The 18,902-nt window shown below is 72.0% G+C and carries 17 protein-coding genes, 1 tRNA gene and 1 pseudogene; 5 read left to right on the top strand and 14 right to left on the bottom strand.

Annotated elements, in window-relative coordinates; translation table 11 throughout:
* Positions 1 to 10 precede the first annotated feature (10 nt).
* The 5 genes from DEI96_RS08090 to DEI96_RS08070 all read right to left on the bottom strand — a co-directional run bounded on the left by DEI96_RS08090 (position 11) and on the right by DEI96_RS08070 (position 6,242).
* On the bottom strand, positions 11 to 1,378 hold the full coding sequence (locus tag DEI96_RS08090; RefSeq protein WP_111022981.1) for a cation:dicarboxylate symporter family transporter: 1,368 nt from the start codon (positions 1,376 to 1,378) through the stop codon (positions 11 to 13).
* Positions 1,379 to 1,514: 136 nt separating this feature from the next.
* Positions 1,515 to 2,510 carry an endonuclease/exonuclease/phosphatase family protein gene (locus DEI96_RS08085; protein ID WP_146246890.1) on the bottom strand — a complete coding sequence of 332 codons (996 nt, stop codon included), beginning with the start codon at positions 2,508 to 2,510 and terminating at the stop codon, positions 1,515 to 1,517.
* A 208-nt stretch (positions 2,511 to 2,718) separates the two neighbouring features.
* Positions 2,719 to 3,399, bottom strand: coding sequence for a hypothetical protein (locus DEI96_RS08080; protein ID WP_111022983.1), 681 nt, complete (start codon positions 3,397 to 3,399; stop codon positions 2,719 to 2,721).
* Positions 3,400 to 3,445: 46 nt separating this feature from the next.
* Complete coding sequence (locus tag DEI96_RS08075; RefSeq protein WP_111022984.1) at positions 3,446 to 4,690, bottom strand: cytochrome P450; 1,245 nt, start codon at positions 4,688 to 4,690, stop codon at positions 3,446 to 3,448.
* Between the two features lie 52 nt (positions 4,691 to 4,742).
* Positions 4,743 to 6,242, bottom strand: a complete 1,500-nt coding sequence (locus tag DEI96_RS08070; RefSeq protein WP_111022985.1) for an FAD-dependent oxidoreductase — start codon at positions 6,240 to 6,242, stop codon at positions 4,743 to 4,745.
* 234 nt (positions 6,243 to 6,476) lie between these two features.
* Here DEI96_RS08070 and DEI96_RS08065 point away from each other — a divergent pair, with 234 nt between their 5' ends.
* Positions 6,477 to 7,805: a nucleotide disphospho-sugar-binding domain-containing protein gene (locus DEI96_RS08065; protein ID WP_111022986.1), complete on the top strand. Its 1,329-nt coding sequence runs from the start codon at positions 6,477 to 6,479 to the stop codon at positions 7,803 to 7,805.
* Between the two features lie 84 nt (positions 7,806 to 7,889).
* Here DEI96_RS08065 and DEI96_RS08060 read toward each other — a convergent pair whose 3' ends face one another.
* Complete coding sequence (locus tag DEI96_RS08060; protein WP_111022987.1) at positions 7,890 to 8,645, bottom strand: GntR family transcriptional regulator; 756 nt, start codon at positions 8,643 to 8,645, stop codon at positions 7,890 to 7,892.
* Between the two features lie 239 nt (positions 8,646 to 8,884).
* On the opposite strand from DEI96_RS08060, the gene DEI96_RS08055 reads away from it, so the two are divergent.
* Positions 8,885 to 11,056: a phosphocholine-specific phospholipase C gene (locus tag DEI96_RS08055; protein WP_111022988.1), complete on the top strand. Its 2,172-nt coding sequence runs from the start codon at positions 8,885 to 8,887 to the stop codon at positions 11,054 to 11,056.
* A 151-nt stretch (positions 11,057 to 11,207) separates the two neighbouring features.
* Here the strand turns inward: DEI96_RS08055 and DEI96_RS08050 are convergent, their stop codons facing one another.
* From DEI96_RS08050 to DEI96_RS08035, 4 genes are all read right to left on the bottom strand, one after another.
* Positions 11,208 to 11,873 carry a hypothetical protein gene (locus DEI96_RS08050; RefSeq protein ID WP_146246891.1) on the bottom strand — a complete coding sequence of 222 codons (666 nt, stop codon included), beginning with the start codon at positions 11,871 to 11,873 and terminating at the stop codon, positions 11,208 to 11,210.
* A 195-nt stretch (positions 11,874 to 12,068) separates the two neighbouring features.
* A complete protein-coding gene (locus tag DEI96_RS08045) occupies positions 12,069 to 12,311 on the bottom strand; it encodes a hypothetical protein (RefSeq protein ID WP_111022990.1) in 243 nt (80 codons plus the stop codon).
* Positions 12,312 to 12,321: 10 nt separating this feature from the next.
* Positions 12,322 to 13,485, bottom strand: a complete 1,164-nt coding sequence (locus DEI96_RS08040) for a sensor histidine kinase (RefSeq protein WP_111022991.1) — start codon at positions 13,483 to 13,485, stop codon at positions 12,322 to 12,324.
* A complete protein-coding gene (locus DEI96_RS08035) occupies positions 13,482 to 14,168 on the bottom strand; it encodes a response regulator transcription factor (RefSeq protein WP_111023019.1) in 687 nt (228 codons plus the stop codon). Before DEI96_RS08035 ends, DEI96_RS08040 begins: the two co-directional genes overlap by 4 nt.
* Before the next feature lie 117 nt (positions 14,169 to 14,285).
* Between DEI96_RS08035 and DEI96_RS08030 the strand changes: the two genes are divergently transcribed.
* Positions 14,286 to 15,458 (top strand): acyltransferase family protein, encoded by a 1,173-nt coding sequence (locus tag DEI96_RS08030; RefSeq protein WP_111022992.1) that lies wholly within the window; start codon positions 14,286 to 14,288, stop codon positions 15,456 to 15,458.
* On the opposite strand, the gene DEI96_RS08025 is transcribed toward DEI96_RS08030, so the two are convergent.
* Complete coding sequence (locus DEI96_RS08025; RefSeq protein ID WP_181440506.1) at positions 15,415 to 15,834, bottom strand: MerR family transcriptional regulator; 420 nt, start codon at positions 15,832 to 15,834, stop codon at positions 15,415 to 15,417. The genes DEI96_RS08030 and DEI96_RS08025 overlap by 44 nt on opposite strands.
* Positions 15,835 to 15,925: 91 nt before the next feature.
* On the opposite strand from DEI96_RS08025, the gene DEI96_RS08020 reads away from it, so the two are divergent.
* Both DEI96_RS08020 and DEI96_RS08015 read left to right on the top strand, forming a co-directional pair.
* Positions 15,926 to 16,909: an aldo/keto reductase gene (locus DEI96_RS08020; RefSeq protein ID WP_111022993.1), complete on the top strand. Its 984-nt coding sequence runs from the start codon at positions 15,926 to 15,928 to the stop codon at positions 16,907 to 16,909.
* A 210-nt stretch (positions 16,910 to 17,119) separates the two neighbouring features.
* Positions 17,120 to 17,641, top strand: a complete 522-nt coding sequence (locus DEI96_RS08015) for an NUDIX hydrolase (protein WP_181440507.1) — start codon at positions 17,120 to 17,122, stop codon at positions 17,639 to 17,641.
* 77 nt (positions 17,642 to 17,718) lie between these two features.
* Here the strand turns inward: DEI96_RS08015 and DEI96_RS18075 are convergent, their stop codons facing one another.
* From DEI96_RS18075 to DEI96_RS08010, 3 genes and pseudogenes are all read right to left on the bottom strand, one after another.
* Positions 17,719 to 17,877, bottom strand: a complete 159-nt coding sequence (locus tag DEI96_RS18075; RefSeq protein ID WP_181440508.1) for an RNA polymerase sigma factor — start codon at positions 17,875 to 17,877, stop codon at positions 17,719 to 17,721.
* A 127-nt stretch (positions 17,878 to 18,004) separates the two neighbouring features.
* Positions 18,005 to 18,196 (bottom strand): annotated as a pseudogene (locus tag DEI96_RS18070) (RNA polymerase sigma factor); the annotation flags it as partial.
* 615 nt (positions 18,197 to 18,811) lie between these two features.
* Positions 18,812 to 18,884: transfer RNA gene (locus tag DEI96_RS08010), tRNA-Val, on the bottom strand.
* Positions 18,885 to 18,902: the final 18 nt, after the last annotated feature.

The following is an 18,902-nucleotide window of genomic DNA, read 5'->3' as shown; positions in this document are numbered from 1 at the left end:
CCGAAAGCTCTCACCGAACCGGTGCCGACACCGCGGCTGCACCCGCTGCACCCGCAGCACCCGCAGCAGACTCCGCCTCCGACGACGGCCGCACCTCTCGACCAGGCCGGAGCACCGCCTCCACCCGCTCACGGTCGAGCTCGCCCTGCCACCGCGCCACCACGAGCGTCGCGACGCAGTTGCCGAGCAGGTTGACGCTCACCCGCATCGCGTCCATGATCCGGTCGGCACCGAGCAGCAGCGCGACGCCCGCGACCGGGAACAGCCCGAGGCTCGTCGCCGTCGCGGACAGCGCCAGGAACGACGACCCCGGCACCCCGGCCATGCCCTTCGACGTCAGCAGGAGCACGCCGAGTGCGGCGACCTGCTGCTCGAGCGTCAGCGGCACCCCGAACGCCTGGGTCAGGAACAGCAGCGAGATCGACAGGTAGATCGCCGCCCCGTCGAGGTTGAACGAGTACCCCGTCGGCACGACGAGCCCGGCGACGCTCCGTGAGACGCCGACCTCGGTGAGCCGGGTGATCATCCGCGGCAGCACGGCCTCGGTCGACGCCGTGCCCAGGGCCAGCCCGATCTCGGCGCGGGTGTGCCACACGAACCGCCAGATCGGCACCCCGGACAGCAGCCGCCCGCCGACGAGCAGCGCCACGATGAACACCGCCGCCGCGCCGTAGCAGGCAGCGATGAGGAGCCCGTAGGACCCCAGGGTGTCGATGCCGTACTGCCCGACCACGTACGCCATCGCCCCGAACGCACCGAGCGGCGACAGACGCATCACCCAGCCCAGGATCCGGTAGACGACCTCGAGGCACAGGTCGAGGCCCCGCACGAGCGGTCGCGCACGGTCACTGCCGATGGCGGCGATCGCCGCGCCGACGAACACCGCGAACACGAGCACCTGCAGGATGTCGTTCGTCGCGAACGCGTTCACGACGCTCGACGGGATGAGGTCGAGGATGAACGTCCCCGCGTCCGGAGCCGTGCCGCCCGCGGTCTTCGCCGCCACGGCCGAGGCGTCGAGCGACGACGGGTCGATCCGCAGGCCGGCGCCGGGGCGCACGAGGTTGCCGACCAGCAGCCCGAACACGAGCGCGCACGACGACGCGAGCAGGAAGTAGACCATCGCCTTGCCGGCGATCCGTCCCACGGACCGCAGGTCGCCGACGTGCACGATCCCCGTCACCACGACGATGAACACGAGCGGTGCGATCACCATCTCGATCAGCCGGATGAATCCCTGCCCCACCACGTTGAGCACCGGGGCGGCCGCGGGGAAGCAGACCCCGACGGCGATGCCCAGGGCCACCCCGATCGCGATCTGCACGAACAGCGACTGGTACCAGCGAGCGGGAGCACGATCCGTGGTGGTGACGTCCATGCATCCACCCCACCGCGCGCGTGTTTCATCGACGTTGCGACTCTGTTCCCACCTCCCGCACCGCGCGCCCACCGAAACAGCGCCGCACGCCCACCGGAACAGGGCCGCGCACGCCGAAACGGGGCCGCCGTCCGGGTCAGCTGCCGCCGACGACCGTCAGGGTCGGCCGGTGCCGAGCACCGGACTCGTCCTGGCTCGACAGCACGCTCCACGACCGGACGACTCCGGCCGACGGACCGACCAGGGTGTGGTCGATGGGCATCGCCAGCCGCGGATCGAGCCACGTCGGCCACGTACCGAGCGCCGCGGCGTGCACGGTCGACGCGGCGTCCCGGCACGAACCGAGACCCCCGCCGCCGAAGCTGTCGACCGCCCCGTTGAAGTCCCCCGACACGACCACGTCGGCGCCGCGGCCGCACTGTTCGCCGACCCACCGCAGATCGGTCCGCCAGCCCGCCAGGCCCCGCCCGATCGGTTGCGGCGCGTGCACGGCGACGATCGTCGGGATCGACGGCCCGGACACTGTCATCGTCTTCACCGGATCGACGCCGGGCGACATCGAGGCGCCGGACGCGCGATCCGCCCGGACGAGCACCGCCACCTGCGTGCCGTCACCGCCCATGAACAGCCGCACCGGCCGACCGTGCTGCCCCATCGCCCGCGCCACCGCGGCGGCAGCGCGTCGGTCCCCCGCGTCGGGGAGCACGACCACGTCCGCCCGTGCGGACAGCGCCGCACGGGCGATGCCCTGCGGACCGACGAGTCCGCCGTTGGTGTTCCACTCGAACACCCGGAGCGCACCAGCGGCCCCGTCGACCGGCCGCACGTCCCATCCCCGCACGCCGAGCACCGCCGTGTTCGCCACGGCGACGACGAGCAGGACCGCGCCGAGCGATGCTGCAACCAGCCGCACGAGCCGCACGAGTCGCGTCCATCGCAGGACGACGGCGACGAACACCAGGGCGAGGCCGGCAGCGACCAGTCCCGCGGTCACGAGGGACCGGGCCGGCAGCACGGCGGCGAGCACCGGAGCCCGCCCCACGCCGAGCCACGGAGCAGCGACGAAGGTGATACCGACCAGCAGGGTCGCGACCACCACGGTGGTCGAGACAGCAGCCGCACGACGAGACACCCCTGGATCCTCGCGCACGGCCACCCGCGGCTGCCGGTGAACAGCGACCGACTGCTGAGGATCCTGCTGGGCCACAGCAGTGGCAGCAACGTGGGGCGCCCACGCCGTGGGTCGGCCGACACCGGACTGGAGGCCCGGTGCCAGCTGGCACCGGGCCTCCAGTCCGTCACCCGCCCACGTCGCGAGCCGCACGCGCGACCGCGGGCAGCTAGCTGCCGTTCGCCTCGACCACGTGCCACACGAGCATGCCGACCGTCACGAGGGTGCCGAGCACCGAGACGATCGCCGCGACGACGCCGAGTCGGCGTCCGCGACCGGGCCGCACGATCGCGACCACCGCGAGGATCGACGCGACGAACTGGAACGGCCACCCGAGCACGAACACCGACGGCCAGCAGCTGCTGTACAGCCCGGTCAACGCGAGGAACAGCGCGAGCAGGGCGACCCCGAGTCGGTTCGCCCCGGCGGTCTCGGCGGTCCCGCCGTCAGAGTCGTCGTCGAGCGGGCCGCCCGGGTACGGGTTGTCGGGGCGGAGCGCCTGCAGCGCCCGGATCCGTTCGGCGTCGAGCCCACCGTCGCGGGCACGGGCCGCATCGGCCAGCGCGAGCGCGTCGTTGCCGTGCCCCGCAGCCTCGTGCTGGGCGATGGCCCACGCGAAGAGCGCACGCTGTCGGGGGTCCGAGCGGGTCGCGGAGTCGACCGCCCAACCGAGCGTGGTGAGGAAGAGCAGGCCCCCGAACGCGAGCAGGACCGCTCGCCCCGGCTCGTCGGGGTCCACCCGGAAGAGCACCACGCTGCACGCCACCATGCCGATGCCGAACAGGGCCGTCGCCCCGATCTGGCCGCGCCAGTAGCCGTTGCCCGAACTCGCCCCCGCGGGTGTGGTCATGCAGCGACCCTAGTGCCCGGGCTCCACGACGCCGACACGGCTCCGGTCAGGCGGCGGGTCGGACTCCGTCGAAGGTGACACGGAGCTCACTCGGGCCCCGGAGGAGCGCGTTGCGGCGGTACGGCGGCGGGTCGAGCACCAGCCTCGGGTTGACGAGCCGCCGGAACAGGGTGGCGAGGGCGATCTGGGTCTCCAACCGCGCCAGTGGGGCGCCGAAGCACGCGTGGATCCCGGCGCCGAAGCTCAGGTGGTCGTTGCCCGCGCGGTGCGGGTCGAACCGGTCCGGCTCGGGGAAGTGCCGGGGGTCGCGGTTCGCTGCAGCCCAGGCGATCCACACGGGTGCGCCCTCGGGGATGGTGACGCCTGCGACGGTGACGTCGGCGAGGGCGATGTACTTCGGGGTCACCTGCGCCGGCGGTTCGACTCGGATGAGCTCCTCGAACACCTGCGCGATGGTGTGCGGGTTGTCGCGGATCAGCTCGATGGTGTCGGGGTGGCGCAGCATGGTCAGGGTGCCGTTGGCGATCATGTTGACGGTGGTCTCGTGCCCGCCGACGAGCAGCATGATCGACGTGTTGAGCACTTCGGTCTGCGACATCGGCCCGTCGGGGCCGTGGTCGTTGACGAGCCCGGAGAGCAGGTCGCCCTGCGGTGTGCCCCGCCGCGACTCGGCGAGTGCGCCGAGGTACGCAGCCAGCTCGCGGCTGGCCTCGTCTGCTTCGCGCCGCTTGACGGCGGCGTCGGCGTCGTCCGTGGCCTCCGGCGGCGCGATGATGGCTGAACTCCAGGCGTGGAAGCGGGGCTCGTCCTCCGGAGGGACGCCGAGCACGTCGCAGATCATCGCGACCGGCAGCGGGTACGCGAACGACTCCACGATGTCGATCTCGGTGCGTCCGGCGAAGCCGTCGATGAGGTCGTTCGTGATGGCATCGATGTCCTGTCGAAGCCCGTCGATGTAGTCGGCGGCGTGCGGCGGTCCGAAGTGGCGCATCGTCTGCCGGCGCAGGCGGTCGTGCACGGGCGGGTCCGTCATGACGAACGCCGACGTCAGCGCGGGTTCGCCCGGATCGGCACCCTCGGCGCGGTGCTTCGCCATGGGGTCGGAGCTGATCCGCGGGTCGTGCATGAGCTGCACGACCTCGTCGTACCCGGTGACGAGGAACGCGCCGTTGTCCAGCTGCTGCACCGGGTGGGTGCGCAGCTGCGCGTAGAGGGGGTTGGGGTCGTGCCGGTTGTCCTGCTCGAGCAACGTGTCCCACGTCGTCGACGCGGTGTGCGGGTTGTTCGTCATCGTGTTCTGCTCCTGTCGTCTGGCTCTGATCGGCGGTGGTGGGAGCGGTCCGCTAGCGTGCTGCGGCCACTCCGGGATCCCGTGACGGGTCGACGGTCGGGTCCTCGAGCGGGAAGGACGCACCAGCGGCGATCTGCGCGCGGTAGTACGGCAGCCACTTCGCCTGGTTGACGGCGACGGCGGCCACCAGGCGTCCGTCCCTGCCGAACGTGACGACACCGGATCGCTCGTCGAGGGACCCCTGGGCGACCTGCGCGGAGTCCGCGACGGACGGCTCTCCGACGGCTTTGACAACGTTGCCGAACTGCATCGTCCAGAAGACCGCGGGGCTCTCGTGCGGCACGTTGCTGTCGTGCACGAGGTTCCGCGCTGCGACGTCGGCCTGGCTGACCGCGGCGCCCCAGTGCTCGCTCGTCCAGGGGCCGGGGCCCGCCGACGGGCTCGGGTGCCGCGCGATGTCGCCGGCGACGAAGACGTGGTCCATCGGTTGCCCGTCGGTGTCGAGCGCTCGCTGCGCGACGTCGCACAGCACTCCACCGGCGTCCTGTGCGACCCCGGACCCGGTGAGCCACTCGCTGTTGGGAACGGCCCCGACCGCGACGACCGCCAGGTCGACGTCGACGATGGAACCGTCGGTGAGTCGAGCACCGCAGAGCCGTCCGCTGTCGTCGTCGAGCAACGACACCACGCCGGTGCCGGTCCGGAGGTCCACACCGTGTTCGCGCTGGACATCGGCCATCATCCGTCCGATCGCGGTCCCGAAGACCTTCACCATCGGAGCCGGCCCGCGATCGACGACGGTGACGGGGATGCCGAGCGTGCTGCAGGACGACGCGATCTCGCCGCCGGTGAACCCACCGCCGATCACCAGCACTCGACGAGGCCGGTCCTCCAACCGGGTGCGGATCCGTGCCGCGTCGTCTGCCGTCCGCAGCACGACGACGCCGTCCAGGGCGGCCTCGGACTCGACCGGCCACGGCCGGGAGCGACGTCCGGTGGCGATCAGCAACCGGGTGTACCGGATGCGTTCCCCACCGTCGAGGACGACCTCCCGGCCGGACGTGTCCAGCGAGACCGCCGCGTGGCCCAGGCGCCAGTCGACGTCCAGGTCGTCCGCGTGCGGGAGGGCCGTCGTGGTGGTGCCGACGACGCCGGTGAGCACCTGTTTCGACAGCGGCGGGCGGTCGTAGGGCCGGTGCGGCTCGTCCCCGACGATCGTGAGCTCGCCCGTGAACCCCGCTGCGCGCACCGTCTCTGCGGCACGGAGGCCGGCGAGCGATGCGCCGACGATGACGACCGCGTCGCTCGACGTCAAGGGCGCGGCACCGCGCACGGCGGGGTCGGCGTGCCGGACCGGGAGGCGCGTTCCCCCGACACGGATCGCCTGCACCGGACACGCCGCCGCGGACTCCAGGACCCGAGAGCGTTCCTCGTCGCTCGGGTTCGGGTTGTAGACCAACGCTTCCTCCCCTTCGAACCGGAACACGCCGGGTGCGAGGAAGCAGCACTGGGCGTAGCTCTGGCACTTCGTCATGTCGACTGCGATGTCCATGGAGTCCTCTCGTCGGGGTGTGGTGGTCCTCAGCGTGCGCCGATCCGGAGCGCGAGCGGTACTGCAGCGGGAGCGCTCCGACTACTGCGGACGCAGTACGTGAGCCGGGCGCCGACGTGTGTGCCGTCGTGTGCTCGAGGACTCTCACCCACTCCCAGTCCGTGCCGCGCCACGCGCCTGCTCGCCGCGCCTACGCTCCGAACGTCCGGCCATCCCCCCGACGGAAGCGGCCCCGTGTCCTCGTACCTGCTCTGTGCCCCGCCCGTCTACGGCCACCTCGCGCCCCTCGTCGACGTGGGCCGCGACCTCGCCGAACGCGGCCACGAGATCACCGTGCTGACGGGGTCCAAGTACCGCGAGCTCGTCGTCGGCGCCGGGCTCCGGTTCGCGGGGCTGCCGACCGACGTCGACTTCGACGACGCCGACCTGCAGGACCGGCTCGCCGACGCCACGGCTGCACGCGGGGTCGCGGTCGTCCGCGAGGGCATCATCGCGATGTTCGTCCGGCCGATCCCCTCCCAGTACCGCGCGCTGACGGCCCTGCTGGCAACGAGCCGGTTCGACGCGGTGCTCGGCGAGGCGTCGTTCACCGGGCTCGCGCCGTACCTGGCCCTGCCGTCCGCGGAGCGTCTGCCCGTGCTCGGGATCGCGACCACCCCGGTGACACTCACCAGCGTCGACGCGGCACCCTTCGGCACCGCACTCGCGCCGGGTCGCGGGCCGCTGGCGCGCGTGCGCAACCGGCTGCTCACCGCCGCGATCCACCCCGTGCTCACCCGGCCGCTGCGTCGAGCGGTGGACGCCGTGCTCGCCGAGGTGGAGGCACCGCCGTCGACGATCGACACCTTCGACTTCGCGTACCGCGCGTTCGACACCCTGTTCCAGCTGAGCGTCGCGGAGCTCGAGTACCCGCGGCGCGAGCTCCCCGACTCGGTCCGGTTCGTCGGTCCGGTCGTGGCCCGCGCGGCACCGACGCCCGCGGCCGACCTGCCCGCGTGGTGGGACGACCTGGACACCGACACCCCGGTGGTGCTCGTGACCCAGGGCACGATCGACACCGTCGACCTCGGCCGACTCATCGCGCCGACGCTCCGCGCCCTGGCAGACGAGGACGTCCTCGTCGTCGCGACCACCGGTGGCCGCCCGGTCGACCAGCTCGAGCGCGCGCTCGGCACGGCGCTGCCAGCCAACGCCCGGGTGGCGACCTTCCTGCCCTACGACCAGCTGCTGCCGCGGTGCAGTGTCGTCGTCACGAACGGCGGGTTCGGCGGCGTGCAGCGTGCCCTCGCACACGGCGTGCCGCTCGTGGTCGCCGGGTCGACCGAGGACAAGCCGGAGGTCGCCACCCGGGTCGCGTGGGCCGGGTGCGGGCGGAACCTGCGTTCCGGGACGCCACGACCGGCGGCGATCCGTCGGGCGGTCCGCGAGGTCCTGGCGACGCCGACCCACCGCGCCCGCAGCCGTCAGATCGCGGCGTCGATCGCGGCCCTGCCGGACCCCGTCGACGTCATCGAAGCAGGGTTGGCGGCGGCCGTCGCCGCGGACGGCACCCCGCGACGCTGACCCCGCCTGCCGGCCCACGTCGTGGGGTCGAGTGGAGACGGACGGGAGGCCCGGTCCCAGCCGACACCGGGCCTCCCGTCCGTCTCATCCCGCGTCGTCGTGCCCGGTGCCGGTCCGCGGTGCCGGTGCCGTTGCGGACGACGTCCGGATCCGGAGCGGCACCGTCCCGGCGACGTACCGGTCGTCGCCCGCCTCGAGCGGGCGGCCGTCCTCGGCGGTGCTCGACCGGCGCACCTGCAGGAGGGCCGCGCCGGGCCGGACCCCGAGGAGCGCGGCGTCGGCGTCGTCCGCCAGCAGCGCGTCCACGGTTGTCACTGCGGACCCCACCCTGATGCCGAACCGGTCCTCCAGGGTCACCGACACCGACGTCTGCCCGCCGGGGATCGTCCGGATGACGGCGGCGACCCACGGCGCGTAGGCGGTGCGCTCGAGCATGACGTCCACACCGTCGAGGGAGCGCACCCGCACGACGTGCAGGACGGGCTCGTCGTGCGCGGCGCGGAACAGGCGCCGCTCGCGCACGGTGGCCGGCCGTTCCTCGACCGCCACGACTCGCCCGCCGGGCTCGTGCCCCCGGGCCCTGGCCAGTTGACCAAAGGACTCGAGCGCGCCGGCGTCGTGGCCGAGCGTCGTGGTGCGCACGCGCCAGCGGGAGCCGGCACGTGCCGTCAGGACCTGCCGGTCGCGGAGCAGCTCGAGCGCGTTCCGAACGGTGCCGCGCGCGACGGCGTAGTCGGCCGCCAGGTCGTGCTCGGCCGGCAGGACACCCGTGGCGTCGAACTCACCGCGGAGCACCCGGTCGGCGAGGTCCTCGGCGATGTCCCGGAACAGTGGTCGCACCCGGTGATCCTCCCCCGCTGCGGCCGAGCTGTCCAGGTGCGTCGGAGTCCTCGTGGGATCGACACCGGAACCGCTGGGCCGAGCCACGACGCACCTGGACAGGTCGATCCCGACTCCACCGGACGCGTTCACCCCGCCGCCACGGCCGGGCAAGGCACGGTTCAGCGCACCTCGTTGTCATGCTGACGGGCGCTCCTCCCCCGCAGCGCCCGCACTCCCACCGACCTGGAAGGCCCGCGATGAGCACGTGGAAGCCCGAACACGGCGCACCCGACGTCAGCCTGGACGCCGCACCACCGCTGACCCCGGACGCGGCGTACACCGCAGCGGTCCGCCCCGGCCTGAGCCGCCGGACGGTCCTGGTCGGCGGCGCAGCAGCGATCATGGCCGGCGTCGCCGCAGGGTCTGCGTTCGGACCGGGCGCGGCCGACCGCGCCAGCGCCGCGACCGCTCGTGCCGTCCCCACCGGCACGATCGCCGACGTCAAGCACGTCGTCGTGCTCATGCAGGAGAACCGGTCGTTCGACCACTACTACGGCACGATGCCCGGGGTCCGCGGGTTCTCTGACAAGCAGGCGCTCGAGCTGCCGACCGGACACGACGTCTTCCACCAGCCGGCGGCGGCCCGCACCGACGGAGGCGCGATGCTGCCGTTCCGGCTCGACACCACCCGGTTCAACGCGCAGAACGCCGACGGCCTCGACCACTCCTGGGGCGGTGGGCACACCGCGTGGAACGGCGGGGCCTGGAACCGGTGGGTCGACGCGAAGAGCGCCCAGACGATGGGCTACTTCACGAGCGAGGACATCCCCTACCAGCGCGCACTCGCCGGCGCCTTCACGGTCTGCGACGACTACCACTGCTCGCTCAACGGGCCGACGACGCCGAACCGCCTGTACCAGTGGTCCGGCACCATCGACCCCCGCGGCACCCAGGGCGGACCGGCGACCGACAACCCGGCGGACTACGAGCCGGTGTTCGCCTGGACCACCTACGCCGAACGCCTGCAGGCGGCCGGGGTCACCTGGAAGACCTACGCGAACGACGAGGTCGGCGACAGCTCCGCCGACCCGTACGTCGGCGACTACGGCGACAACCCGCTCTGGCTGTTCGAGCAGTACCACCGCGCGCTCGCGTCCTCCGCCCCCGCCCAGCAGGAGCTCGCCGCACGTGCCGGGCTGCACGACGGGTGGAAGCCGAACTCCGGCAAGGGCCTCGACGTCACCCACCTGCTCAGCCAGTTCGGGCAGGACTGCGCGACCAACAGCCTGCCGACCGTGTCGTACGTCGTCGCCCCCTACGGCTGGAGCGAGCACCCGGCCGCCAGCCCGGACTACGGTGCCCACTACACGAACGCCGTCGTGCAGGCGCTCTTCAGCAACCCGGACACCTGGGCCTCGACCGTCCTGCTCGTCAACTACGACGAGAACGACGGGTACTTCGACCACGTCGTCCCCCCGTTCGCCGAACCCGGCACCCCCGACGAGTACGTCGACGGTCTGCCGATCGGCATGGGCGCCCGCGTGCCGATGACCGTGGTGTCCCCGTGGAGCCGTGGCGGGTGGGTCAACTCGCAGGTGGCGGACCACACGTCCGTGATCCAGTTCCTCGAGCACGTCACGGGTGTCCGCGAGCCGAACATCTCCGACTGGCGACGGACCGTCTCCGGGGACCTGACGAGCTGCTTCGACTTCAGCACCCCCGACGCGAGCATCCCCGGCGCCGACGTCGTCCCCGGCATCGAGCAGACCCGCGCGCTGGTCGCTGCCGCCGACGCCGACCAGGCGAAGCCGCCCATCGAGGAACCCGCGATCGGCGCGCAGACCGTGCCCGTCCAGGAGCCCGGCACCGTCCGACGCCGGAGCCTGCCCTACCGGCAGCACGCGGACGCGACCGTCGACCGGAGCACCGGTCGGGTCACCGTGACGCTCGCGAACGACGGTCGCCAGGGGGTCAACTTCCTCGTGTACCCGAACACCGCGATGCCGTTCGCCGCGCACCCGAAGACCGTCCCCGTGGGTGCGACCGCCGACTGGGCGTGGGACACCACGACGACCGACGGCGCCTACGACGTGAGCGTCTACGGACCCGACCGGTTCCTCCGGCGCTTCGCCGGCACCGTCGCCGTCGGTGGTCGGGCGACCGGCGGCGTCCCGCACGTCTCGGTCGTCCGGGACACCCGCGGTCGGCGCACCCTGCAGCTCCTGCTCGAGAACACCGGCCGGGCCGAGCTCCGCTTCGTGCTCGTGGCCAACGACTTCGTGGAGCACCGCGAGACCGCGCACGTCCGCGGTTCCGGGCGCAAGACGATGCACTGGCCGCTCGACGAGTGGGGGTACTACGACGTGGTCGTCACCGCGGACGGTGTGCCCGGGTTCCGGTACCGCTTCGCGGGCCGCGCGGAGCGCTGACGCGGGCCGACCCGCGTGGGTCGGCAGGGGCGGTCAGGTCGCGTCCACGACGGACGGGAGGCCCGGTGCCAGCTGGCACCGGGCCTCCCGTCCGCCTCGCGTCCCGTCGCTCGCGCTGGTCGCGCTGGTCGCGCTGGTCGCGCTGGTCGCGCTAGGCGACGACCACCTGCGCGTTGACCAGGATGTCGTGCAGGTCGGGACGGAGCGCATCCTGCGAGGTCGTCCGGACCTTCACGATGAGCGCCGCTCCAGGCTTCGCGAAGGCACGCGCGACCGTCGCCGACCACGACCCGTCCGTGTTGTGCCCGGCGATCGACAGGAACTGCGCGGTGCCGCCGGTGATCGTCGGCAGCAGTTGCTCCTCGAGCCGGTCGGCCGGGAGACCCGCCGCGGTGAACAACTGCTCGGTGGCGGCGCGGTCCCCGATCGTCGGGTCGAGGTCGGTGAGCCGCTGCTGCGTGATCGTCGCCACGGAGCCGTCGGCGTTCGTGTACTCCCGCGACCCGGTGGTCGGGTCCTCGCCGGTCTGCTCCCAGCCGTCGAGTGCCGAGACCTGGAGCCCGAACGCGGGCAGCGTGCTCGCCGAGAGCGCGTCGCCGTCCTCGAACGTGAGGTCCTTCGTGGCCGAGTCGACGGTGGCCGGCGCGGTCGGCGTCTCCGTCGGTGCCTGGGTCGGCGCTTGTGTCGGTGCCGACGACCGCGGTGTGGCCCGCTCCGTCCCCGGTGCCGTGGTGCCGGTCCCGGCGCAGCCGGAGAGTGCGAGCACGGCGATCACGGTCGCCGTCCCCGCCGTGGTCATCCTGGATGTGATGGACATGTGGTTCCCCCTCGGATCCCGCCGTGCGCCCCGTGCACCGGTCGGTCCGAATCGGAGCCTACGGGTCCCGGCAGCGGCGCGCCGCCCGGGTCACACGTCCGGGGTCTGTCCGGACCCGCCGAGCGATCTCAGGAGCACGACGAAGTGCAGCCCCGCGGCGTGAGCGACGTGTGCCGGGCGCGGGCGTCGGGCTCCTTACGAGTCGTCGCCTGCGTTCCGAGCACGCTTCCGCGCCTGCGCACGGGTGTAGGACACCGAGCCGATCTGCACGGCGGCGAGGACGATCCAGATGACCGCCATCTGCGTGTGGAACCGGGACGGTTCGACGACGGCCAGGACGAGCCAGACCAGCGCGATGACCGCCCACACCCAGACGAGCCACGGCAGGGGCCGGCCGATCAGCCGTTCGAGCAGACTGCGTCGCTGCATCTCGGTCATGGCGCTGACGCTACCGGACGCCAGGGTGATCGCCGAGGACCCGGGGCGACGATCGGTCGGATCCTTCCGGATATGGTGGCTGCCGTTCCGGGAAGCGGGCCGAAGCGGTCAACCCGCCGGCAGCGCGCGGCGTCAGGGTCAGCTCCGCACCGTGCACGGTCGCGATCATCGCCACGAGCGGCAGGCCGAGCCCGTGCCCGCTCCCGTTCGTCCGCGTGCGGTGGCGGCGGCGGAACGGCTCCGTCAGCTCGTCCGCCTCGTCGGCCGGGATCACCTCGCCGTCGTTCTCGACGCGGAGCTCGGACGACCGATCGTCGAGCACCACCCGCAGGCTCCCGCCGGAGACGTTGTGGACCACGGCGTTGCGGATCAGGTTGCCGACGAGTTGCCCGAGCAGCGGTCGGTTGCCCAGCACGACGACGTCGTCGAGCTGGACCGACACGACGATCCGCCGGGCGAGGCGTTCCGCGTCCACTGCCAGCAGCGCGGCCGCGACCTCGTCGCGGAGCGACACCGGGCGCGCGTCGATGGGTTCGTCCCCCCGTGCCAGGTCGAGGAGCGCCGTCGTCATCCGGATCATCTGGTCCGTGGTGACGAGCAGCCGTTCGAGGGTCTGCGTCCGGTCCGGACCGTCGGGCGTGCGGAGGGCGACCTGGAGCATCGTCTTCATCGTGGCGAGCGGGGTCCGGAGTTCGTGCGAGGCGTTCGCCGCGAACCGCGACCGACTGACGAAGGCGGTCTCCAGGCGGCCGAGCATCCGGTTCAGCGTCGCACCGACGTCGCGAATCTCGTCCGGTGGCCCGGAGACGTCCACCCGGGCGTCCAGCGTCCCGGCACCGAGCCGGTCGGCGGTCGTGATGATGTCGCGCAGCGGGCGGAGGAGTCTGCCCGCGACGAGCCAGCTGACGACACCACCGATGCCCCCGACCACGAGCAGCGCCGGGACCGAGACGATGACGAAGAGGCGAAGGACGTCGTCCCGGCCGGTGATCTCGTACACGTCGTGCGTCGACCCGTAGGGGAACGGGCCTGCCGTGAACGCGTAGCCGGGGACGATGGCGAGGACTGCGAAGACGACCGCGAGCATGACGGCGCCGGTGAGCAGGATCAGCGCCGTGTAGGTCAGGGTGAGCCGCGCCCGGATCGACAGACGGTGCAGCGCGGGGACCCTCATGCTTCGTGGCCCTCGCGCACAGGCCCCTGTGCCACCGCGTACCCGACACCGGGGAACGTCCGGATGGCATCGGGGCTGCCGAGCTTCTTGCGCAGCGTGGATATGGTCAGCCGGACCGCGTTGGTGAACGGGTCAGCGTGCTCGTCCCACACCTGCTCGAGCAGCTGCTCGGCACTCACGACGCCGCCGTCGGCACGCAGCAGGACCTCGAGGACCGCGAACTCCTTCCGCCCCAGGCGCAGGTAGCGGCCGTCGCGGTAGGCCTCACGTCGGAAGGGATCGAGCCGGAGGCCAGCCGTCTCGAGGACCGGGGCGACCGCGCGACGTGCTCGCCGGTTGAGCGCGCGGAGCCGTGCCACGAGCTCCTCGAAGTCGAAGGGCTTCCCCAGGTAGTCGTCGGCTCCGAGCTGGAGGCCGTGGACCCGCTCCGCGAGTGTCGTCGACGCCGTCAACATGAGGACGCTCGGCGATTCCGGGTCAGCGACGATCCGGGCACAGACCTCGTCGCCGTGCAGACCGGGGATGTCCCGGTCGAGCACGACCACGTCGTACGCGTGGACGGCCAGCTGATCGAGCGCGGCGAAGCCGTCGCCCACCGTGTCGGCGGCGATCGCTTCGAGCCGCAGGCCCGCGCGGATCGCCTCCGCCAGGAACGGCTCGTCCTCCACCACCAGTACCCGCACGTCGCTCCTCGCTGCCCCGGCCGATCCGGACCCGGTCAGCACAGCAGATCGGATGTATGCGGAGCGTATGCGCTCGACCAGACGCTCGGCTGACGTGCCGACTGTTCCGATGTGGGCATGTCCAGAACCGACCCCGCGCTCGAGAACCCTGTCCTGCCGTCGTTGACCGGCCTGCGCTGGGTCGCTGCGTTCGGGGTCTTCGCCTACCATGTGCGGAACCTCGGGTACTTCGAGGGGAACGCGCAGACGACCCTGAGCGCCGTCGTCGGCAGCGGCGACACCGGCGTCTCGCTGTTCTTCATGCTCTCCGGCTTCGTGCTGGCCTGGTCGGACCGCACCGACGGGGAGCGCGCAGGACCGCTGCGAGCAGCACTGCACTTCTGGTACCGCCGTGCCGCGCGGATCTGGCCGCTGCACCTGGTCGCCGTCCTCGCCGCGATCGTCGTGGGAGCGACACTCATGCCGAGCATCCGGACGGCGTCGCCGGCAGCCCTCGTGGCGAACGTCCTGCTCGTCAACGCCTGGCACGCCCCGTGGTGGCAAGCCGGGAACCCGGTGTCGTGGTCCCTCGCCTGCGAAGCGTTCTTCTACCTGACGTTCCCGTTCCTCATCCGACCGATCCGACGCGCTCACCCTGCCGTGCTCACGGCCCTCGCCGTGCTCGCAGCCGTCCTCGTCCTGGTCGCACCGGTGCTCGTGCCGCATCTGCCCGGTTCTCCCGTCCCGGCGAGCTGGCCACCGGCACGGTTCCCGGAGTTCCTGCTCGGCGTCCTGGCCGCTGCCCTGGTGCGCTCCGGCGCCTGGCGTGGACCACGACTCGCGGTCCCCGTCCTGCTGACGGTCGCAGGACTCCTCGCCGCAGACCTGCATCCCACCTCGGGCTTCGCGCTGACCGGCTGCACGGTCGTGGGGTTCTCCCTGCTCCTGCCCGCGCTCGCCAGGGCGGACACCGAAGGACGCTCCACCGGCCTGTCGTCTCCGCTGCTGGTGCACCTGGGGAGCAGGTCGTTCGCGTTCTACCTCGTCCATCTCCTGACGATCGACGCCGTGCTGGCCTTCCGACCCCGGGGCGCGGCCGCCGGAGCCGTCACCAGCGCACTCCTGGCCCTGCTCGCGTTGGTGGTCGCGATGGCCGTCGCGACCGTCCTGCATGACGCGGTCGAGGTTCCGGCACGCCGACTCCTGCTCCGCGGCCTGCGGCCCGCTGCTCGGCCTGGGCCGGAGGCCCGGCGACCGGACGAGGTCTTCAGGCAGCCGATCCGCCCGACGGTCGCACATTCCCGTCGGTGATCGACTGGCGGTAGGCGTCGATCTTCCGTTCCAACGCGGCCAGGTGACGGAGCAGTTCCCCCTGTCGCTCCAGCACGACCGCGTGGTGGCGCTCGAGGAGCGCGAGTCGTTCGGCGTCATCGGCACCGGCTCGGTACGCGGCCGCGTACTCACGCATCTCCTGCACGTTCATCCCCGTACCGCGGAGCATCACCGTCCCGGCGAGCCAGCGCAGCGCCGCCGTGTCGTACCGCCGCCAGCCATCCGGACCACGGTCGGGCGCGGGCGCGATGCCTTCCTTCTCGTAGTAGCGGATCGTGTCGATGGTGATGCCCAGCACGTCCGCCGCGACGCCGATCGTCACCGGTTCGACGACGTGGACCTCGGGAAGCAGCACAGGGCGCAGTCTCGCACTTGACATGGTGTGCGCACCAGGGTGGATCGTCGTCCTCGCCCGGGTCCTCCCCGGAGAAGAACGGAGAACTCCCGTGCAGCAACTCCCCCTCGGCTCGCAAGGCCTCGTCACGTCCGCACTCGGGCTCGGGTGCATGGGGATGAGCGCCTTCTACGGTGGTGCCACCGAAGCCGGATCCGTCGAGACCATCCGCCGCGCACTCGACACGGGGATCACCCTGTTCGACACGGCAGAGGCGTACGGGCCGTTCGCGAACGAGGAGCTGCTCGGCCGGGCCCTCGGCGCCGACCGGGGCCGCGTGGTCGTCGCCTCGAAGTTCGCCACCGACTTCGCCGACGACGGCACCCCGATCGGACTCGACGGGTCCCCGGAGCACGCACGCCGCGCGATCGACCGCTCCCTCAGCCACCTCGGCACCGACCACGTCGACCTCTGGTACCTGCACCGCGCCGACCCGAACGTGCCGATCGAGGAGACCATCGGCGCGATGGGTGAAGCGGTCACCGCGGGCAAGGCCCGTGCCATCGGCGTCTCGGAGACCTCCGCCGAGACCCTCCGCCGTGCGCACGCGACGTTCCCGATCACCGCGATCCAGTCGGAGTACAGCCTGTTCGAGCGTGACGCCGAACACAACGGCGTCCTCGACACCGCCAGGGAGCTCGGCATCGGGTTCGTGCCCTTCTCGCCGCTCGGTCGGGGGTTCCTGTCCGGCAACATCACCCGGAAGGACGGCCTCCCCGCCGGCGACGCCCGACGGAACCTCCCCCGGTTCTCCGACGAAGCCATCGACGCGAACCTCCGCATCGTCGACGCGCTCAAGGTCATCGCAGACGAGAAGGGCGTCACCACGGCGCAGCTCGCCCTCGCGTGGCTGATCCAGGCCGGTACCGTGCCGATCCCCGGCACCACGAGGGCATCGCGTGTCGAGGAGAACGTCGCCGCTGCCGACGTGGTGCTCACCGCCGGCGACCTGGATCGCATCGAGGCGGCCGCACCGCACGGTGTCGTCGTCGGCGCCCGCAACACCGAGGCCGGGATGGCGCGAGACCGCGGCTGACCGAGGGTTGTCGTCGTCGTGCCGGTCTTCCTCGCCGCTCGCGGAAGCACGGGCCGGAGCCCACTGCAGGATCAGCAGGACGCCGAGTGGCGTGCACGGCGTGAATGAGCGACGGCGAGCCCGAGCAGCGCGTCGTTCCGGCGGCCGGTAGCGATCCGCTGCCGGACACCGCGTCTCGAGGTTCCGCGTGCCGGCTCCTACGCTGGCGGTGTGGACGAGTGGTGGGATCTTGTTGACGCGGCCGGGGTGCCGACGGGTGGGACGTTCCGGCGCGGTGACGCGGGTTGGCCGGGCGGGGCGTTCCATCTGGTGGTCACGGTGTGCGTCCACCGAGCCGACGGAACCGCCCTGCTCACGCAGCGGGCTCCGACGAAGGAGTTCGCCTTCGGGTGGGAGTTCCCCGGTGGGAGCGCGCTCGCAGGCGAGACTGGTCCTGCAGCTGCGTGCCGAGAGCTGCTCGAGGAGACCAACGTCACCGTCGAGCCCGAAGCTCTGCGCCGCGTCGGCCGCTTCACCGAGGAGACGGCGCTCGTGGACCTCTTCGTCGTGCAGGAGCCGAGTGGTTCAGCGGTCCGAGCGGATCCGACCGAGGTGATGGATTGGCGCTGGGTCTCCCTGTCGGAGGTGATAGCGCTTCGCCAGAGTGGGGTGATGGCAGAACCATGGGGGCCGCGGCTGGATGCGCTGTGGCCAGCGGCGACGGCCTCGATCCTGGCCGCCGACGACTCCTGAGAGCGCACGTCTCCGCCGCACGAGAGCCGGTGAAACCCCTGCCAGGCCGGAGCCCCTGATGGATCGCCCTCGCGGCCTCACCGCCAGCTGGCGAGAGAACGATCGACCACCGCTCGAGCACGCGCGATGTGACCACGCACGGTCGAGTGCGGCAGACCCAGCGCCTCGGCGATCTCGGCGTAGGACCGACGCTCGAGATGGCGCAACTCCCAACACCGTCGCTGCATCGGCGCCATGTCGTCGATGACCAGCCGTGCCGCTGCGACCAGCGATGCTCGCTCCGCAACGGCCCCCGGGGGCGTTGTCGATGGACACAGGAGCCGTCTCATCGAGTTGCGTCCGGTACCGCGTCGCAGCGCTCTGGAGGCGATCGAAGCTCCGGCGTCGGACCGTGGTCACGAGCCACCCCGTGACCGCGCCAGCGTCGCGCAGCTCTTCGAGATGGGTCCACGCGGCGATGAAGGTCTCCTGCACGACGTCGTCGGCTTCGCTGGACCCGCGGAGGATCCGCACGGCGATCGTTCGGAGCAGAGCAGCGTTCCGCCCGACGATCATCGCGAACGCGCGATCGTCCACGGCGCCAGGAGCCACTCGCGCTGGCGCCGCCGGCGGAGCGAAAGCGTGCTGCTCCCTCACTGGGTTCCGTCGACGGACCGGAGACTCGAGCGCCCCGGTCGGAGCGGACGAGGCCTGCTGCAGTGTCGTCATCGGCATACGGGTCCACTCCTCAAATCAATTGCGTGAGGATGTTTCGGACCCGTGGATCAGGAGGGCGGGCGGGCGAAGCTCCCCAGTGCGAGGGCCAGGACGTCGGAACGCCAACCGTCCCCTGCGGGAGCGCGGTCGGGGACCGGACGTCCTACCGAGGCAGAGAACGGGACAGCGGCGATCCGGTCGGCGGCGCGGTGGATGCGGCGGCGATCGCCTACGAGCTGAGGAGCCCCGTTGCCGAGGCGACGATCACACCGAGGCCGGCGAACACTGCAACCAGACCCCCGACGATCGCCGCGAGCTGCTGTTCCTTGTTCATCCCCATGGTCGGAGCATACGAGTTCCGACCGCCCGAAGCCGCCAACGTCTCGGTAGCGGACGTTGCTGCACCACGGTCTCGATCCGGATCGCGTACCTCGTGATGCAGCCGCAGCACGGACCGATCTGACCACTTGACGGTGGGCCCTGCCGGGATCGAACCGACGACATCCACGGTGTAAACGTGGCGCTCTACCAGCTGAGCTAAAGGCCCTCACCACGATCCTAGGGC

Source organism: Curtobacterium sp. MCLR17_031 (assembly GCF_003234775.2).
GTDB lineage: Bacteria > Actinomycetota > Actinomycetes > Actinomycetales > Microbacteriaceae > Curtobacterium > Curtobacterium flaccumfaciens.
The sequence above is the reverse complement of the archived record's forward strand: the minus strand, read 5'-3'. Positions and strand labels throughout refer to the sequence as shown.

Coding starts and splice junctions, on each gene's coding strand:
- DEI96_RS08090 (WP_111022981.1), bottom strand. CDS start 1,378: ATGGACGTCACCACCACGGATCGTGCTCCCGCTCGCTGGTACCAGTCG.
- DEI96_RS08080 (WP_111022983.1), bottom strand. CDS start 3,399: ATGACCACACCCGCGGGGGCGAGTTCGGGCAACGGCTACTGGCGCGGC.
- DEI96_RS08075 (WP_111022984.1), bottom strand. CDS start 4,690: ATGACGAACAACCCGCACACCGCGTCGACGACGTGGGACACGTTGCTC.
- DEI96_RS08070 (WP_111022985.1), bottom strand. CDS start 6,242: ATGGACATCGCAGTCGACATGACGAAGTGCCAGAGCTACGCCCAGTGC.
- DEI96_RS08055 (WP_111022988.1), top strand. CDS start 8,885: ATGAGCACGTGGAAGCCCGAACACGGCGCACCCGACGTCAGCCTGGAC.
- DEI96_RS08050 (WP_146246891.1), bottom strand. CDS start 11,873: ATGTCCATCACATCCAGGATGACCACGGCGGGGACGGCGACCGTGATC.
- DEI96_RS08045 (WP_111022990.1), bottom strand. CDS start 12,311: ATGACCGAGATGCAGCGACGCAGTCTGCTCGAACGGCTGATCGGCCGG.
- DEI96_RS08040 (WP_111022991.1), bottom strand. CDS start 13,485: ATGAGGGTCCCCGCGCTGCACCGTCTGTCGATCCGGGCGCGGCTCACC.
- DEI96_RS08030 (WP_111022992.1), top strand. CDS start 14,286: ATGTCCAGAACCGACCCCGCGCTCGAGAACCCTGTCCTGCCGTCGTTG.
- DEI96_RS18075 (WP_181440508.1), bottom strand. CDS start 17,877: ATGGCGCCGATGCAGCGACGGTGTTGGGAGTTGCGCCATCTCGAGCGT.